17 protein-coding genes are annotated in these 17,324 nt (G+C 52.6%); 11 read left to right on the forward strand and 6 right to left on the reverse strand.

Annotated features, from left to right (window positions below; genetic code table 11):
* Positions 1–5 precede the first annotated feature (5 nt).
* Positions 6–1,109 (forward strand): cyclic dehypoxanthinyl futalosine synthase, encoded by a 1,104-nt coding sequence (gene mqnC, locus ACHZBS_RS27070; protein ID WP_319409647.1) that lies wholly within the window; start codon positions 6–8, stop codon positions 1,107–1,109.
* Here the strand turns inward: mqnC and ACHZBS_RS27075 are convergent, their stop codons facing one another.
* From ACHZBS_RS27075 to recJ, 3 genes are all read right to left on the reverse strand, one after another.
* Positions 1,110–2,129: an MBL fold metallo-hydrolase gene (locus tag ACHZBS_RS27075; protein WP_319409648.1), complete on the reverse strand. Its 1,020-nt coding sequence runs from the start codon at positions 2,127–2,129 to the stop codon at positions 1,110–1,112.
* Positions 2,130–2,137: 8 nt separating this feature from the next.
* A complete protein-coding gene (locus ACHZBS_RS27080) occupies positions 2,138–2,557 on the reverse strand; it encodes a hypothetical protein (protein WP_319409649.1) in 420 nt (139 codons plus the stop codon).
* A gap of 171 nt (positions 2,558–2,728) precedes the next feature.
* On the reverse strand, positions 2,729–4,453 hold the full coding sequence (recJ, locus tag ACHZBS_RS27085; protein ID WP_319409650.1) for a single-stranded-DNA-specific exonuclease RecJ: 1,725 nt from the start codon (positions 4,451–4,453) through the stop codon (positions 2,729–2,731).
* A gap of 116 nt (positions 4,454–4,569) precedes the next feature.
* Here recJ and ACHZBS_RS27090 point away from each other — a divergent pair, with 116 nt between their 5' ends.
* The 4 genes from ACHZBS_RS27090 to ACHZBS_RS27105 all read left to right on the forward strand — a co-directional run bounded on the left by ACHZBS_RS27090 (position 4,570) and on the right by ACHZBS_RS27105 (position 7,526).
* Complete coding sequence (locus ACHZBS_RS27090) at positions 4,570–4,842, forward strand: DUF4911 domain-containing protein (RefSeq protein ID WP_319409651.1); 273 nt, start codon at positions 4,570–4,572, stop codon at positions 4,840–4,842.
* A 32-nt stretch (positions 4,843–4,874) separates the two neighbouring features.
* Complete coding sequence (miaB, locus tag ACHZBS_RS27095) at positions 4,875–6,296, forward strand: tRNA (N6-isopentenyl adenosine(37)-C2)-methylthiotransferase MiaB (RefSeq protein ID WP_319409652.1); 1,422 nt, start codon at positions 4,875–4,877, stop codon at positions 6,294–6,296.
* Complete coding sequence (locus ACHZBS_RS27100) at positions 6,286–6,783, forward strand: bifunctional nuclease family protein (protein ID WP_319409653.1); 498 nt, start codon at positions 6,286–6,288, stop codon at positions 6,781–6,783. The genes miaB and ACHZBS_RS27100 overlap by 11 nt, the downstream gene beginning before the upstream one ends.
* 389 nt (positions 6,784–7,172) lie before the next feature.
* Positions 7,173–7,526, forward strand: a complete 354-nt coding sequence (locus ACHZBS_RS27105) for a response regulator (RefSeq protein WP_319409654.1) — start codon at positions 7,173–7,175, stop codon at positions 7,524–7,526.
* 16 nt (positions 7,527–7,542) lie between these two features.
* Here ACHZBS_RS27105 and ACHZBS_RS27110 read toward each other — a convergent pair whose 3' ends face one another.
* Both ACHZBS_RS27110 and ACHZBS_RS27115 read right to left on the reverse strand, forming a co-directional pair.
* Complete coding sequence (locus ACHZBS_RS27110; protein ID WP_319409655.1) at positions 7,543–8,742, reverse strand: aminopeptidase; 1,200 nt, start codon at positions 8,740–8,742, stop codon at positions 7,543–7,545.
* Between the two features lie 14 nt (positions 8,743–8,756).
* Positions 8,757–9,134 carry a hypothetical protein gene (locus ACHZBS_RS27115; RefSeq protein WP_319409656.1) on the reverse strand — a complete coding sequence of 126 codons (378 nt, stop codon included), beginning with the start codon at positions 9,132–9,134 and terminating at the stop codon, positions 8,757–8,759.
* Between the two features lie 308 nt (positions 9,135–9,442).
* Between ACHZBS_RS27115 and ACHZBS_RS27120 the strand changes: the two genes are divergently transcribed.
* The 6 genes from ACHZBS_RS27120 (at position 9,443) to ACHZBS_RS27145 (ending at position 16,349) form a co-directional block, all read left to right on the forward strand.
* On the forward strand, positions 9,443–10,132 hold the full coding sequence (locus ACHZBS_RS27120) for a LysM domain-containing protein (protein WP_319409657.1): 690 nt from the start codon (positions 9,443–9,445) through the stop codon (positions 10,130–10,132).
* A gap of 61 nt (positions 10,133–10,193) precedes the next feature.
* Complete coding sequence (locus ACHZBS_RS27125; protein WP_319409658.1) at positions 10,194–10,643, forward strand: hypothetical protein; 450 nt, start codon at positions 10,194–10,196, stop codon at positions 10,641–10,643.
* 202 nt (positions 10,644–10,845) lie between these two features.
* On the forward strand, positions 10,846–11,262 hold the full coding sequence (locus ACHZBS_RS27130; RefSeq protein ID WP_319409659.1) for a DUF134 domain-containing protein: 417 nt from the start codon (positions 10,846–10,848) through the stop codon (positions 11,260–11,262).
* Positions 11,263–11,372: 110 nt separating this feature from the next.
* A complete protein-coding gene (locus ACHZBS_RS27135) occupies positions 11,373–12,215 on the forward strand; it encodes an Mrp/NBP35 family ATP-binding protein (protein ID WP_319409660.1) in 843 nt (280 codons plus the stop codon).
* A gap of 401 nt (positions 12,216–12,616) precedes the next feature.
* The gene (locus ACHZBS_RS27140; RefSeq protein WP_319409661.1) at positions 12,617–14,947 is read left to right on the forward strand and encodes a DUF294 nucleotidyltransferase-like domain-containing protein; all 2,331 of its coding nucleotides are present in this window, start codon (positions 12,617–12,619) and stop codon (positions 14,945–14,947) included.
* A gap of 61 nt (positions 14,948–15,008) precedes the next feature.
* Positions 15,009–16,349, forward strand: a complete 1,341-nt coding sequence (locus tag ACHZBS_RS27145; protein ID WP_319409662.1) for a LuxR C-terminal-related transcriptional regulator — start codon at positions 15,009–15,011, stop codon at positions 16,347–16,349.
* A 38-nt stretch (positions 16,350–16,387) separates the two neighbouring features.
* On the opposite strand, the gene ACHZBS_RS27150 is transcribed toward ACHZBS_RS27145, so the two are convergent.
* The gene (locus ACHZBS_RS27150) at positions 16,388–17,164 is read right to left on the reverse strand and encodes a prepilin peptidase (protein ID WP_319409663.1); all 777 of its coding nucleotides are present in this window, start codon (positions 17,162–17,164) and stop codon (positions 16,388–16,390) included.
* Positions 17,165–17,324 lie beyond the last annotated feature (160 nt).

Genomic DNA, 17,324 nt, shown 5'->3' on the forward strand with positions numbered 1-17,324 from the left:
AGAAAATGGCAAAAACAATGGCAGGACAGGAAAAAAGAGAACGGTTCGACCGCAGCCAGGCATTGGAACTGCTTGGCGATTTGCCGATGGGGCAGTTGATGAATCTTGCGCACCAGGAGCGGACCCGTCGCTTTCCGAACGATACGGTCACCTTTGTCGTGGACACCAACCCCAACTACACCAATGTTTGTGTCACCGGCTGTGCCTTTTGCGCCTTTTGCCGGAAAAACGGAGATACAGATGCCTACCTGCTCAGCCCGCTGGAGGTGGCGGAAAAAGTGGAAACCGCCGCCGCAAAAGGAGCGACCACGGTGCTGCTGCAGGGCGGCCATAATCCAAAAGTCGGTCTCAGAGACTGGCAGGCCTACATTGCGACCATCCGGAGTGTGTGTCCGCAAGTGCACATCCATCCATTCAGCCCGGCGGAGATCGCTTTCATGGCCGGGAAGGAGAAATGCTCCGTTACCGACGTGCTGGAGATGCTGTGGGATGCCGGTATTCGCACCATACCCGGCGGGGGTGCGGAGATCCTCACCGAACCGGTCCGTAAGATCATTGCTCCCCGTAAAGCCACCACCGACCAGTGGCTCGATGTTTGTGAAAAGGCCCACCGCATCGGATTCAGAACCACCGCCACCATGATGTTCGGCCATGTGGAAACCGATGAAGACATCGTTGAGCATCTCCTCCGGTTGCGCAACCTTCAGGATCTCACCTCGGGGTTTACCAGTTTTATCCCCTGGTCCTTCAAACCGGGCCGGACACCACTGGCCAAAAAGGTGAGACATCAGGCCCACCCGGCCAGATATGTGAGAATCATCGCCGTGGCCCGGCTGGTGTTGGATAATTTCCCCCACATTCAGTCATCCTGGTTTTCGGAAAGCATTTCAGCCGGGCAACTGGGGCTTCTGGCCGGAGCTGACGATTTTGGCGGAGTGCTGGTGGAAGAACATGTCCACAAAGAGGCCGGCCACAAGCGTCAAGCCACTATCGACAATGTCGTCACCATCATTCAGCGGGCCGGTTTTATTCCGGCAAGACGGGATTCCCTCTACCGGATTCAGGAAACATTAGCCCCCCCGGTGCCGGCGGGCGCCGCCGGTTTGTGATCACGCGTGCATTGAAGGCTGCTGACCAAAGGCTTTTTCCGCTTCCGCTTCAAGCCTGTCTGGACAATCCGTGTAGCGGGGGGAGTAGTGAAACAGGCTGTACTGCTTTACCCGGCAGGCACGGGCGAGTTCGCCGGCCTGACGGGCGGTGAGGTGCCGTTTTCGTTTGGCGATGTCCTCATGAACATGCGAAAAAGCCGCTTCGACGAAAAGATGATCCACACCGCCTGCAAGTTTTTTGATTTTATTGAAATTCTCTTCGATCCCGGCGGCGTCGGCAATGTATGCCAGGCTCTGGCCCGGTGTGATGCGTGCAATGGCCGATTTCAGTTCGCCCAAAGCAAACGTCAAGTTGGTGCCGGGATTTTTGGGTGATGGGATGTCCACCGGCGTTCCCGGGTCAACGCCGCGATAGAGCATGGCCTTAAAGTGATTCAGCCAGGGGCCCGGTGCCAGTCCCAGTCGTTCCAGCGGCACTTTCATGATGTTGATGTGAAATTGTTCGCGAAGGGCAAACCCCAAAACGGGGATGCCATGATCGAGATGAACCGCGTTTACCGTCAGGGCCGGTTCAGCCAGGACAATGCCGTCAAAGGGCATTTCCCGGACCGGGCCATCGGCCGAAAAGCCGTTGCGACATGGGTAGCTTTGGACGATGGCCCGGTCCGGATGCAGTTCGACGGAGTGGAGGGTAAACCGGTTTTCGTAATTTTCCACCAGATTCCAGCAATAGCCGCCCAGCTTTCCCTCCAGGTTTGCCAGAAAACCCTGCGGGCCCCACAGGAAAATGTCCTTGTTCCGGCCGAGAAAAATGCGCAGCAGTCGGTCGAACCCCACGAAATGGTCCATGTGGGTATGGGAAATAAAAATGTGGGTGATCTTGAGAATATCTCGGGCGGGCAGGGACGCAATGTCCCCCAGATCAAAGAGCATGGCCCGGTTTTGGTATCGAAAGGAGACGAACAAGGCTGGATCGTCAAAGGGACCGTTGACCAATCGGGGGAGAAAGCTGGGACCCATGATTCCCTTCAGGGAAGAAGCTTGGCAACCTGCTTGTGGACACAGAGGTAGATGTCGGCGTCTGAGCCGAAGATGTCCACCACCGATTTGTGGTTGATCAGTTTTTCGATGACAAAGGCGGTCACAAACAGGCTGACCACATTGGGCTGCTGGACCAGGTTCCTGAAGGGCGCGATCTGGTAGTCCACGTCAAATTCATCGGCATGGCACAGCGTATCGAGGCATTTAAGAATCTGTTCTTCCAGAGCATTTTTATTAGTGGTCTCCACCAAATGTTCTTCCACCAGTTTCATGGCGATAGGATTGGCGAACCGGGTTGGGTCATCCCTCACGATATTGATTGCCGTGCGTTTGGCATGCTCTTTAGAAGATTCGATTCTGGAAAGAATACTTGACTCACGGTTGCTGGGCCTGAAAACTTTTGCCATGGATGTTCACCTGTTGTTAATGGAATTGGGACCCGCCTTCTGACTGCCTCTTTATAAAAAAGATCTCCGGACCATTGCAAGCAAAAAAAAGTAAAGTGTCGATTTAAAAATCAATGCGAAGGGGTTGCAGACAAAGGCGGTTACCAGTTTACCATGGGGATCAATCAACTATCAGGATCCCGGGTCGGTTTCTTCGACAAGGAGTTGAAGGCTTTTTCTTCCGTTCCAGTAATTCCATTGAGGTCGATAGGCGATTCTTTTAATTTGGTCCATCTGCAACTGCTCGCCCGTGGCGTTGAACTGAATGGCCGGGTATCTTCCTCCATTCCCGGACCCGCTTTCCAGAACCATCCGGCGGTGGCGATCACCGACGGTTTTACTATCGTGTACGCGGACCCCGGTATCCATGAACAGGGGGTAAGGATTTCCCTGACCGAATGGCTCGAGACGCTCCAGGTTGTTCATCAGTTCCGGCGTGATATGGTCAAGGGGAACGTGGGCATCAATGGACAGGGTTGGTTGAACATCACGATCTGCCGTCATCTGACCCACTACCAATTCCAGGCGGCTCTTGAAGGCGGCGATATTGGATGTGTGGAGCGAGAGTCCCGCCGCCAGGGGATGTCCGCCGAAACGATCCAGAAGATCCGAACACTGTTTCAAGGCGGCCGACAGGTCGATGCCGTCGATGCTGCGGGCCGAACCTTTGCCCATTCCGTTCCGGGAGCTGATCACGACGGCGGGCCGATTGAACTGTCGGGTGAGACGAGAGGCGACAATGCCCAGTATCCCCTCGTGCCAATGGTTGCCGTCTATCATCAGAACCGGTCGGTCCATCTGGTCAGGTGAGCGCGTTAACCGGTCCTGGATGAGTTCCAGCAGGTCGTGTTCCATGGATTGGCGCCGATTGTTGAGCCGGCAAAGGGCTTTGGCCAGGTGGGCGGCTTTTTGTCTGTTTTCGGTGAGCAGCAACTCGCAAGCCATACGGGCATGAACCAGGCGGCCTGCCGCGTTGAGACGGGGGGCCAGCCTGAATGCGATGGCTTCCGCATCCGTTGGTGTGTCCGTGGAGCCGCTCATGCGCATCAATTCGGCTATGCCGGGCCTTGCCCCCTGGTTGATCTGTTGAAGGCCGGCGGTGGTCAGTACCCGGTTTTCGCTGATCAGCGGAGCGACATCGGCGATGGTACCCACCGCTACCAGGTCGCACAGCTGTTTCAGATTGGGCTCGCGGCGGTATTTCCAGATTCCTGTTTTTCTCAGGTGGGTGCGCAGGGCAATGATCAGGTAAAAGGCCACCCCGACACCCGCAAGATGAGCAAGATGGGCATGGCATTCCGGCCGAGTGGGGTTGATCACGGCGATCGCATCACCGGGAAGTCGGGCAACCGGATGATGGTCGGTGACGATGGTATGGATGCCGGCCTGCCGGGCCAGAGATACGGCATCGTTGCTGTCCGAACCGCAGTCTGCGGTAATGATCAGGTCGACACCGGCCGTTATCGCCCGGTTTTTGATGAAATCGCTGCCCAAGCCGTAGCCATCGACAATCCGGTGGGGGATGTAATAGCTGACTTGTGCGCCGCAGCGTCTGAGGAAGGCGGTGAGCGCGGCTGTGGCGGTAATGCCGTCGGCATCGTAATCGCCGAAGACGAGAATTTTTTCGTCATTCACCAGGGCCCGCTGGATTCGCTGAACCGCCTCTTCCATGCCGGCCAGTTCCAATGGAGAGGTCAGACTGCTTAGGGAAGGGTCAAGAAATCGGATTGCCTGAACCTTGGATCGAATGCCCCGAATGGCCAGAAGCCTGGCGATGAGAGGGCTGCATGGAAGCTGATGGGACAGGGAACGAATGATTTCCGGGTCCGGGTTGAGGAGGTGCCATTGTTTTTCCATGGAGGGGGCATATCTTATTAATTGAATGCGAACAAGGACGAAACACGTTTACGGCCACTCACGGCATCTTTGCAAGTTATGGGTTGTCAACGGGAAAGGCCAGGTGATAGGGGACAGTGGAAACGATTACACGCTTCTACCGTGTGGACCGGCGCCAGATCGGATTTGTCAAATTTATCCTTGAAGCTTATGACAATATGGCCGTTATGTCCACCCTGGACCCCCGACAGGCCGTGGTTCAGGTCACCATCGCGTCGGGCTGTGAAGCCATGGTGGACGGCATCATGACCAGCCTTGCCGGCGACATAGAGGCGACTCCGGTTGGCCCTGCCGGTTCTGACGGCGTAACGGATGATACACGCAAATGGCCGGCCGGTGGAAACGGGTAGATGGCCGGAGAACAGAAGGGAACCTTTTTTTAATGAAGTCGAAACTGCTTCATATCAGCACCATCGGTTGTCAGATGAACGTGTATGACACCAATCAGATTGCCGGTGTGCTGGCGCCTCTGGGATATACCGGAACCGATGCCATCGAAACGGCGGACATGGCTATTGTCAATACCTGCACCATTCGTGAAAAAGCGGAACAAAAGGCCTTCAGTTTATTAGGGCGTCTGGCCAAAATTAAAATCGCCAACCCGTCGCTGATTGTGGCCGTAGGCGGTTGCGTGGCCCAACAGGAAGGTGAGGCAATTTTAAAGCGAATGCCCCATGTGGATCTGGTGTTCGGAACCCATGCGATTTTCCGCCTTCCTGAAATGGTTCGGCGTATTGAATCCTCCCGGTGCCGCATCGTGGACGTGAGGCTGTCGGAAACCATCGACGTTGATGGTCCGGTGACCGGTCCGGTGACCGACGGTCAGGTATCGGCGTTTGCCACCATCATGAGGGGGTGCGATAACTACTGTACCTATTGTGTCGTACCCCATGTTCGGGGACGGGAGTCCAGCCGCCATCCGGACCGCATCATCGAAGAGATCCGGACACGGGTGGCGCAAAGGATCCGGGAAGTGACCCTGCTGGGCCAGAATGTCAACAGCTATGGAAACAAGGAAGGACTCTGCAGTTTTGCCGAATTACTGGCGCGAGTGAACGATATCGACGGGTTGGATCGGATTCGGTTCACTACCTCCCATCCTAAAGATCTTTCCGATGATCTGATGCACGCTTTTGGCCGTTTGGAAAAACTGTGCAACCACATCCATCTGCCGGTGCAGTCCGGTGATGATGGAATTTTGAAACGCATGAATCGCAAGTATACCCGCAGCGCCTACCTTGAGAAGATCGCCGGACTCAGGGCCGTATGCCCGGATATCGCTATCACCTCGGATTTTATCGTGGGGTTTCCCGGTGAAACGGACCGTCAATTTCAGGCCACGTTGGACCTGATTGAAGCCATACGCTACGACGGGCTCTTTGCCTTCATGTACTCTGATCGACCCAGCGCTCCGGCAGCTGCCTTTTCCGGCAAAATTGCCGAATCCGTTAAGAAGGAGCGACTTCAGGCATTGCTGAATCTTCAGGATGGAATCACACGGGAGAAGCACCAGGCCATGGTTGGCCGGACCCTCCGCGTTCTGGTGGAAGGCCCCAGCCGGGGCCTTAGATCTGATGACCCGGCCATTGCTGCCCCTCAGATCCAATGGACCGGTCGTTCCTCATCCAACCACATCATTCATTTTGCCGTTCCCAAGGTCCTTTTGGCGAAGAAAGAACTGTTGACAGGGGCCTTTGCGGATATAATGATAGAAGGTGCATACGCCCACTCGCTGTGGGGACGGCTGATTCGCGGACCGATGAACGACGCACAGGGAAAAGGAGAGACGACCATTGCTGCATAAGGTAAACATCGCGGGTTTGGCCATGGATCCTGCGTCAAATACTCCCATTATCCTTTTGAAAACCGAAGAAGGGGACAAGACCCTGCCGATTTGGATCGGGTTGCTGGAGGCCACATCCATTGCCTCGGCCCTTCAGGATATTCAATTTGACCGCCCCATGACCCATGATTTGTTTAAGAATCTGACCCAGGTACTCAACGTCCATATCAACCGGATCGACATTTGCGACCTTAAGGAAAACACGTTCTACGCGGAGATCCATTTTGCTTCGCAAGAGCGTTCTTTTACCATGGACGCCCGTCCCAGCGATGCCATCGCCTTGGCCCTGCGTTTTCATGCGCCTATCTTCGTTGATGAGCGGGTGATGGAAAAATCACAGGCCGGCCAGGCTACCGGTGAGGTGCTGGATGAGAGTGAAGAGGGGAAGAAGTGGGCCAAATATCTTGAAAAACTCTCTCCCGAGGATTTTGGAAAATATAAGGTTTAAAATAAATAGCGGGATCGGTATTTTCCGGAGACCCCCAAAAAAGCCCGGCAATGACTTGCCGGGCTTTTTTGGCATTCTTACCATTAACACCGGATATCGGAAAACGCCTGGTGACAATTAAGCGACCCTTTTGAACCGAAACAGCGAGCGCATTCCCCGTCGCTTGCGGCGGGGTTAGGGAGCGAACCAAAAAAATAGACAGAATCCCTTACGGTAGAAGATTCCTCGCAGCTTGCTGCGAGGTTCTTCAAATATCGAATTTATACCATATATTGTTTTTAATCAATCAGAAGATACCATATAATGTTGACAAAGGCCTCCTGTTGAGTTACGAACGGATCAATCCGATCCAATCCAATAAATGAAAAGCCCCCATTCAGGTGTCGCCCATGTGCAAGGTTTTGGTGATTGATGATGAACAGATGATCCTCTCACTTGTCGAACAGGCTCTTCTGCGCATGAACTATTCGGTGGAGACCGCGGAAAACGGCAGGAAGGGGATCGATAAGTTCGATGCGGGCAGATACGATCTGGTCATCACCGACATCTGCATGCCGGAAACGGATGGCAACCGGGTCGTCGATCACATCCGTCATTCATCGCGCCATCGCACGCCGGTCATCGGAATGTCCGGCACTCCGTGGAAACTGGTCAACCACATGTTCGATCAGGTTTTGCCCAAACCCTTTCAACTCGACTGCCTCATGGAAACCGCCAAAAAGTTGACTTGCAGGGTTTCCTGAACAGACGCTCTGTGGCCTAATAGTTAAAACATCCGTTTTCATAGATCGTCGTCCGGCGACCGTCAGCCAGGTGCGCCACCACCCGCTTTTTTTCGGTGTTAACCAGGTCCCAGTGAAGCGCCGAATCGTTGAACCCCAGTCGGGCTTTTTTTTCTTTGGTGAGCGATTGTACATTCCCGCGGTAGGTATCGGCATAGCTGGCGCCAAGGGCCACATGACAGTTACCCCAACGGCCGCCGAAATTTTCATCGAACAGGGTGTTGGCCATAAACCGGTTGATTTTTGAAAAGCGCTTGTCGGTCAAAGAGAATTCACCGATCCGTGACGCGCCGCGGTCCATATTCAGTTGTTTTTTAACGAAATCATCGCCGGATTCGGCCTTAACAGCCACAGCCACCCCTTTTTTAAAGGTCAGCTGCACGCCTTTGACCAAGTTCCCGCTGCGGTATGAGGGCTGATCGGCATAATACAACCCGCTGGTCCCCCGCCAGTCCGGAGAGACAAACAACTCAAAACTGGGGATGTTGTGTCCTGAGATGCCGATCCATTGTCTCTTCTCGCCGGGGGTGATTATAAGATCAACCGTGGCAGACTCGATCTGGTAGTATTTTACCGCCATGCTGTTCAGCCACCGTTTAATCTCAGCGGCATTTCTAAATACCGTTTTCCATTGTTCCACCGGATCGCGCCGGTTTAAGAAGCAGGCGTTGACGATTTGTTTGGCATAGTCTTCATCGGCCAGACCGGCGTGGTGGGCCAGTTCAGCAGTGGGAAGCATACACAGGGTCCAACTGAAAAGTCCGGCCTGTTCGCGTTCCTCAAGGATATCCCGCAAAAATTTCTTGGAAAGGGTAAACCGGCTGATTTTTTTCGGATCGACGTTACTCAAATGGGTGATCGACGCCGGGGCGTGGAGAAAAATGGAACCATTGAGATTCCGGTAAAGCTCCGCTTCCCCGGGTGGGTTAAAAACCAGTTGCCGCCGGTTGGCCAGACCAAAGAAATTCTTTTCCATCATCGGGGTCGGGTTCAGTCGGCGCACCGGATTCAACCCCATTTCCATTAGTCTGCTTTCGAGAATTTCCGCCAGAGGAATGGCGTCCAGATTAAAACGGACCAATACCACATCGCCTTTTTTAAAGGGCTTGCTGCGCGCGGTCGACAGTCCCCACAGCAAGACGTCGGCGTAACGTTTCAGTTGGGTGTTAGTGAGCATGTCTTTCCATGGGGTCATTGGTTGGAGTGATCTTTCAAAAAATATCGATGGTATTCAGGTTCCGTGAGGTGCTTTCGCAACAGACCTGAAAGCAAATCAAAGATGGCCTGACATTCTTCGTTCGTTAGCCGTTTTCTGAGCAGGGCCATCAGCTGGTCATCCGAGAATTTCTGGAGATAGTAGGTTATGGCATCCATGTCGGATTCACGATTGAGGCCGAATCCGATAAATCCATCAAAATCTTCGATAAAGCGGTGGGAGTGATCTGGCATCGGTGTCCCCTGCAGGTAAAATGAAAAAGGTAAACCAACCATAGTTGAATGGCGTGGACAGGTCAATACGTCAATACGGGCAAGGCCCCTTATCCGGGAAGGGGAATGGATGTTGTTCACCGAAAGTCATCGCCTTGCCGATTTTTTTTCAATTGCTGGAACAACAGGTGAAATGATTTCGGTTCATCTTTTTGGAGTTTATGAAAAATCATGAAGCGTTGCCAAAGGCAGAGTGACTGAAGCATCTATCCGGATTGCTACCAGCCCCGGGAAGGTTGCCTGCATAATCGGGGCGATGGTTTCGGCCAGCTAAAAACAATGGAATTGGGGTTGATGTCAATTACCCTTTTGGTTTATAGAGAGGTAAATTCATTGGGCATTTATTAAACCCTCACAATCAAGTCAACGGACGCTGTGGAGGCACGGCAATGAAGTGGAAAGATACGGGTGGTGGCGAAGCTGCAAATCCAGAGAAAAGTGATCCCTATTACGAAGATGACGGCTATTCATCCTTTAAGGAAAAAGGCTTGAAGAAGGCGGCCATTCTTTCCGGCAATCCGGTACGCTATCTTTACTGGGGGATAGGCATCGCCGTTGTTGCCGGTGTCGTGCTGCTGGTGCTGCTTCTTTTTTCAAACATCAACGAATCCACTGATCTGGCGCGCATCAGCGCACTGGAACAGAAAATTGAACAGTTGGAGCAGCGGCTGGAAAAGGTCGATGGGGTGGATGAAAAGGTCACCCGCATTTGGGAGCAGGCCAAGTCTTTTGAAACGTTTAAAACCCGGTTTGATCGGTCGGAAGCGTCCATGTCCCTGAGAATGGACCACCTGGCGATGAGTCTGGATGCCCTGCAAAAGAAAACCGACGAAACCTTGAAAAAGATCGGCAGTCTTGAAAATGTGCCCGCATCGCCGGTTGCGCCGGTCAGTCCGTCGCCGGTCAAGAAGGCGGCGGCAACCGCGAAGACCCACACCGTGGTTGCCGGGGATACCCTCTTCAGCATCAGTCGGCGGTACAACCTGTCGGTGGAAAAACTAAGATCCATCAATAAACTGACTGAAAAGGCGGTGATCCATGTGGGGCAGACGCTTTCGGTGAGTTCACCGGACGATTGAACGCACCCCCTGTGCCGTGTATCCCACAGCGATGTTAACCCGATGGAGAAAAAAGTGTGCTATGAATGATTACATTGCCCGTTTCAGGGCATCTCCCGCCAGTTTTAAAAAAAGCGTCGCCATCCTGGTGATAGCTTGGATTTGCCATCCAGTCTTTATCTATTCGCTTTTCTGGGCCGAGGAGGCGGTAGCGGGTTCGGACAAAGATATAATGAAAATGGCGGTTGTCAGTTTAAGTTTATGTTTGTTCCATTTATTAATTAAAAAATGGGCCCGGGCGCTGGTGGTGGTGGGTAACATTTTTATTGTACTCAATGATTTTTTTTATTTTTCCGTTACTCCCCATAATAAAATTTCAACCGTACTTTGCGTGACTGTGGTGTTGTGTACGATCGTGGGCACCTACTGGCTTTTCGTTAAAGATTCCCGTGAGTATTTCACCCGGGTCAACCCCAAATTGGAACCGCCGGAGATTCCTGGCTCGAACGCCGGTCCCAATCGTTCCCGCTGACACGAAAAGCTGAGCGGGGCCGATCACTTCCGCCTGGTTGAAATAAACACCACCATATTGCCGCTTTCAAAGTTGCCGGCATCATGTAACGCTATCGCTCATTGAAAACCTTTGCCGCCGTGGGGAATTGGGAATGGGCCAGACATCGCAAGACGGAAAGAATAACCGCTCTTAACCACGTATATGCTTTATTGGAGGACTTATGGGAAGACCCAGAAAAGACCGACTCGTGGCATTCAACCCAAAAATCAGCTTTTTCAAACCTCGGGGCATCCCCATGGTTGACCTCGAAGAGGTGTGTCTTACAGTAGATGAACGGGAAGCGCTCAGGCTTGCCGATCTGGATGGATTGTCCCACGAGGATTCCGGGCAGTGTATGGGGGTTTCACGGGCGACATTCGGACGAATCCTTCACAAGGCGAGGCAAACGGTAGCTGATGCACTGATTGACGGAAAAGCCATCAAAATCGATGGTGGAAACTACAAAATGGTTGAAGAAAAACGCCATTTTTTATGTCGAAAATGCCAACATCAGTGGGATGAACCGCTAGGTACGGGTCGGCCGGAAAACTGCCCCGGATGCGGGCAGGATGACTTTCACCGTTGCCTGAGTGAATAATTGATCGGACCGGTTCCGAGACGTTTCGACTGAATCGCCTCTCGAAAGCACCCGTCGGGTGCCGGTCTTGTGAATGGTTATTGGCGGACAGGCCGATGCGGAGATAAAATATGGTACAAATTCAAAATAGTATGGAAACAGCGAAGCAGCAGACCAATCCTCAGGCCAAAAGAGACGCCGATATCAAGGGGGCACTGGGCCGCATCAAACATAAATTTATGATCATGAGCGGCAAAGGTGGCGTCGGAAAAACCAGCACCTCAGTGAATCTTTCGCTGAGCCTGGCCAGCATGGGCCATAAGGTGGGAATCATGGATGTGGACCTGCATGGTCCCGATGTCCCCAGGATGCTGGGACTTTCCGGAATGCTTGATCTGGGCCCCAACCGGAAACTTACCCCCATGCGCTATTCGAAGAACCTGGGCGCCGTGTCCATCGAGGCCCTGACACCCACTAAAGATGAGGCTATCATCTGGCGAGGTCCGGTGAAATACTCCGCCATCCAACAGTTTATTGGAGATGTGGAATGGGGTGACCTTGATTTTCTGCTCATCGACGCCCCTCCAGGAACCGGCGATGAACCGCTGACCGTTGCTCAGACGATTTCCGATGCCAAGGCCATCATCGTTACCACCCCCCAGGAAGTGTCCCTGGCGGATGTCAGAAAATCAATCAACTTCTGCAAAATTGTCAAAATGGAAATCTTTGGGTTAATTGAGAATATGAGCGGGTTTGCCTGCCCCCACTGTCAGTCGGTCATTGACCTTTTCGGATCCGGCGGCGGCGAAAAAACCGCTATTGCCACCCGTATTCCTTTCCTCGGAAAAATTCCCTTCGACCAGAAAATGGTGGAATGTGGCGACGCCGGTGTTTCCTATCAGCAGCAGCACAAGGATTCCCCGGTTTCCGAAGCTTTTCGGGCCATCGCCCAGAAAATGACCCAGCTGCTTTAAAATATCCGGATTTGAGCAAATTACCATTCCTCCCGGCGCCATCTAACCCTTTCCGTGGATGGCGCGGGTTCGAGTCAGTTCTCCTTTTTTTCGTTCGGCATTGTTGGTAGCAACTACACACATATCTTAAATTGTTGGCTTGCTGGCAACCCGATGAAGCAGGTCGGCCAAGGCGACCGGAAATCGTTGACACAAGCCTGCGCCGGGTTGCCACTGGTGTGATAAAGCTTGTATAACATCCTTGAATAAAATGATATCACACTATCCGGAAGTTGACATTGACGGGGGTTGATGATTTAATTGTCTTCAACGTCGGCCATGGATTCGCGTTGTGAACGTCTGAAAAAAAATCGCTTCCGAGCTACTCAGCACCCTTTTCTTTTTTCCAAAGGGATGACCCGATGAAACCGGATATCTTTCGCTTTCTTTCAACAATGCCCCATTTTTCTTTTCTTACCAAGGATGAACTCAAACGGGTCGTCTCCAAGGCCGCCTTCATTCATCTGCCCAACGGACATCCGGTTTCGGTTCAGGGAAAAACCAGAATCGAGAATGTGCTGGTGATCATGAAGGGCCAACTCTCGTTATATCAGGAAGAAAAGGGGCAACCGGAACTCGCCGGATACATCAAAAAGGGCGAAGTATTCGGCGGGATATCGGTGATGCTCAACGCAGGCATGTCCCTGAGGACGACAATAGCGGATACCGATGTGGATGCCATTTCCATCCCTGACAGCGTCATCATGGAGGTATGCACCAAAAACAAGGCTTTTTATGAATATTTTCTAGCTAATTTCAGCCAGAACATATTTGACACATCATTAGACGCTATTACCCGGGCCGGTCAGGCGCGCCTCTTTTTGTCCGGTATCGATCCTTTCACCTTTCTGCCGGAAGAAGAGATCGAGCGCGCTGCCGGATCACTCTCCCGCGTTTCCTTTCCTAAAGGAACCGTCCTGTTTGTCCAGGGAAAAACCCGGGTCGGCTATTTGTACATTCTTCAGAAAGGTGCCGCAGAGCGGTATTATGAAGAAAACGGTGAGAAGACCATGCGGGGGATTCTTTCCGAAGGGGATATTTATGGCGGCATTTCCATGCTTTTAAATGACGGGCTGTCGGTACGCACCATGGAGGTGGTTGAAGATTCCACATTTTGTCTGCTGCCCAGCCAGGTGTTTTTCGATATCTGCCAAAAAAATAGCTCCTTTTCTGATTTTTTTTCCGATACTTTCGGGAAAAGGATGCTCAGTCGATCTTATGCGGCGATCATTGCCAAAACCCTGCAGCCCAAAGAAGACAGCCTTCAGTTTTTTAATCAACCCCTATCTCAGATCTTTTCACGCAATCCCATATTCTGTGACGCCGATGTATCCATTCGAGATGCCGCCATTGCCATGGCTCACCAGCAGAGCAGTTATGCCTTCATCCGTTCCACCAATCCCGATCAAACGGGCATCGTAACCGAAAAGGATTTTGCCCGAAAGGTAATTGCGCGCGGATATCCCGTAGACGAGCCCGTAGGCAGCATCATGTCGGCGCCGCTTCGAACGATTTCAGAGAAAGCGCTGGTGTTTGAGGCCATGATGACCATGATGGAGGAGGATTTTCAGCATGTGGGTGTCGTAGACCTGAACGAAAACATCATCGGCATGCTGTCCACCAAGGATATTCTAACCTATCAGGGGCAGTCCCCGTTGTTTTTACTTCGCGAAATTCAGCTTGCACCCAGTATGGATAAGATCATTGAAAAGCACCTTCAGTTGGCCGGACTGGTGCGAAGCTTGATCCACAACGGGGCTACAGCCAGAAACGTGACTCGCTTTATCACGACGGTTTCCGACACGATTTTGAACAAGCTCATGTCCATGACCCTGGATGAAATGGGGCCTCCGCCGGTGCCGTTCGTGTTCATGATCATGGGCAGTGAGGGGCGAGGTGAACAGACCCTGAAAACAGATCAGGACAACGCCATCGTTTACCAGGATCCGCAGCCTGCTGCCGCTGATTCCGTAGACCGCTATTTCCGAAAGTTCGGTGACATTGCCTGCACCTTGTTGAACCAGGCCGGCTACGATTTTTGTACGGGTGGGGTCATGGCCAAAAATCCAAAATGGTGTCAACCCCTCAGCCAATGGAAGACCTATTTCAAGGATTGGATTCACGCCGCCGAAGCCGAGGATCTCCTTCAGGCCAGTATTTTTTTCGATTTCCGGGGCGGGTTTGGAGAAGACTCGCTGATTGCCGAATTGCGACGGCATCTGTTCGCATCGCTTGAGGGGTGGTCCGGTTTTTTTCGGCACATGACCGAAAATGCCCTCAATTTCAAGCCGCCCCTCGGGTTTTTCCGCAATTTTGTCGTTGAGTCCAAAGGTCGGCATCGCAATGCATTCGATATTAAAAGTGCCATGACCCCCATCGTTGATTTTGCGCGCGTGTATGCCCTCAAAAACAGGATTGATGAAACCAATACATTAGAACGCCTCGATCAGCTCAGGATCAAGAAAATCATTTCCTTTCAGGAATATGAAGAGTTGGAGAAGGCATACAGCTTTCTCATGCAGCTGCGGTTTGTAAGGCAGATCACCGCGGTTATGGACGACAATAAAAAACCGGACAACTACATCAATCCCAAAAAATTAACCCACATCGAACAAACCATGCTGAAGGAAATCTTTAAACGGGTGGAGAAGTTTCAATCCAAAATGAATTTCGAATTTATCGGCATCGCCTGACCGGCAACGTCGGTTCGGCGCTATCCAGCAGAGCGGGGATGACATGGCACCAGGAAAGACGATGAATCGAGATGAGTTGTTGAAGCGGATCCTAACCCTCGAGGCGGAAAACCGGCAGCTTGCCCGGTCGGTTGCCCAGCAGCTGGCGGATTACGATGCGTTGGCCAAGCTGATCCGGCGCATTGCCGATAATGCTCCGGATATGATCTGGGCAAAGGATATGGAAAACTGCTACCTGTTTGCCAACCGTGCCCTGTGCAAGCGACTGCTCATGTGTGAGCACCCCGAGGCGGTGGTTGGCAAAAATGACGTCTACTTTGCGAAAATGGAGCGGGCGAACGGCCAGCGCCATACGTTTGGCGAAGTGTGTGAAAATTCGGACGAGATTGTTAAAGCCAAGCAAAAAGCCATGCGGTTTGTTGAGGACGGACTGGTTCGCGGGCAATATCTGGTTCTGGACGTCCACAAGGCACCCCTTTTGGATGAATCAGGGGCGATGATCGGCACCGTCGGTTGCGGTCGGGACATCACTCGTGAGCGGCAAATCCAGAAAGACCTGATAGAAAGCCGTGCCAGCCAGCATCTGCTCATGGAGACCGCTTCTGATTTTGCCGTCTTCCGGCTTCAGGCGAGTCCGGTCCGTCCCCGGCGGTTAAAGGTGATTTTTGTTAGCCCTTCGGCAAAAGATATCGCCGGTATCACACCATCGCAGCAGGTCAATCGATGGTTTATGGTTTATCCGGATGATCGCAAAGCCTTGCGTTACGCCTTCGTCAAAGGATACACAAACTTTAAATTCAACCATCGGTTCAGGATTTTTCATCCCGTTCTTTCCCAGTGGCGTTGGATGCATGTTATCGCTACCTGCGTCAACGGCTCGCAGGAAAGCTACGTCAATGGCATTATGTTCGACATTACCGAACAGATGGAAAGCAAGGAGGCGCTGGCAGCCAAGGGTCGTGAACTGGAGTCTCGAACCGACAGTCTTTCCGAGGTTAACACGGCACTTAAGGTGCTGTTGAAAAAGCGGGACGAAGACCGCAAGACCCTGGAGGAAAAGGTCCTGTATAATGTCAAATCCCTGATTCGACCCTATTTAAACAAGATGAAGCGCAGTGGGCTGGACGCCAAGCAAAAAGCCTATCTCGAGATTCTGGACTCCAACCTCAACGAGATCGTTTCACCGTTGAGTCGCAAACTTTCCTTCGATTATCTGGGATTTACCCCGACTGAGATCAAGGTGGCCACTATGGTCAAACAAGGGAAAAAGGCCAGGGAGATCGCCCGCCTGCTCGGCATCTCTGCCCGGACAGTCGAAGGATATCGATACGCCATCCGTGATCGACTCGGCATCAAAGGAAAGAAGGTAAATCTGCGTACGTATCTTTTTTCCATGCAATAGGCCAGTGTCCTGAAAACTGACGACCGTGGATATTCAGCCTAAGCAAGCAGATTGACATACCAGAAAATAAGGGCTTCGCCGAAAAACAGGTAGATGGTCGCGCCCATGGCCAGAAAGGGGCCGAAGGGAATGGCCAGTTTCATGCCCTTTCCGGATCGGATCATGGCCAGCATGCCAACGAGGGTGCCGATGGCCGATGCGGCGAAAAGGGTGAACAGGATACCCTGCCAACCGATCATGGCGCCGATCATGGCCAACAGCTTGATATCTCCGCCACCCATGCCCTCCCTTCCTGTAATCAGCTGGTAAACCCAGGCGACAACGAAAAGGCTTCCGCCACCCGCCACTATGCCGATGGCGCTGGCGCGCCAGGTGATGGTGGGGACAGCCATGGCGGCCAGGAAGAAAAGCGGGATCCCGGGCAGTGAAATTGAGTCCGGTATAATCCGGTGGTCCAAGTCGATAAAGGTCACCACAGTCAGGGTCGCGATGAAGGCGAAAACGACCAGCCCATGAATCGTAGGGCCGAAGGACAGGGTGCAGGCCAGGGCGAAGAGCCCGCCCAATAGTTCCACCAAGGGATAGCGGATAGCGATGGAGGCTCCGCAGCTGCGGCATTTTCCCATGAGCAGCAGATAGCTGAGGATGGGGATGTTGTCGTAGAAGGGAATCATCGTTTTGCAGCGTGGGCAGCTCGAGCCCGGATGAACGATGGACAAGGCGGCCGGTATGCGATAGATGCAGACGTTCAAAAAGCTGCCGATGCAGGCGCCGAAGATAAAAGCCAGAATGTATACGGTCAGGGGTATCGCCATTTCAGTCCGTTCTCGAGTGTTGACCAGAAGGAGCGGTTCGTTCTGGAACCGTTCATGATAACGATGCTAAAGCTTCTTAAAAGAACCGGCGTGCCATTGTCAAAGAAAAATTAAGTGTTATTATATAAGACATTTTGCGATACGGTCGTTTGGGCGGGAC

It is taken from the genome of uncultured Desulfosarcina sp. (genome assembly GCF_963664155.2).
GTDB lineage: Bacteria > Desulfobacterota > Desulfobacteria > Desulfobacterales > Desulfosarcinaceae > Desulfosarcina.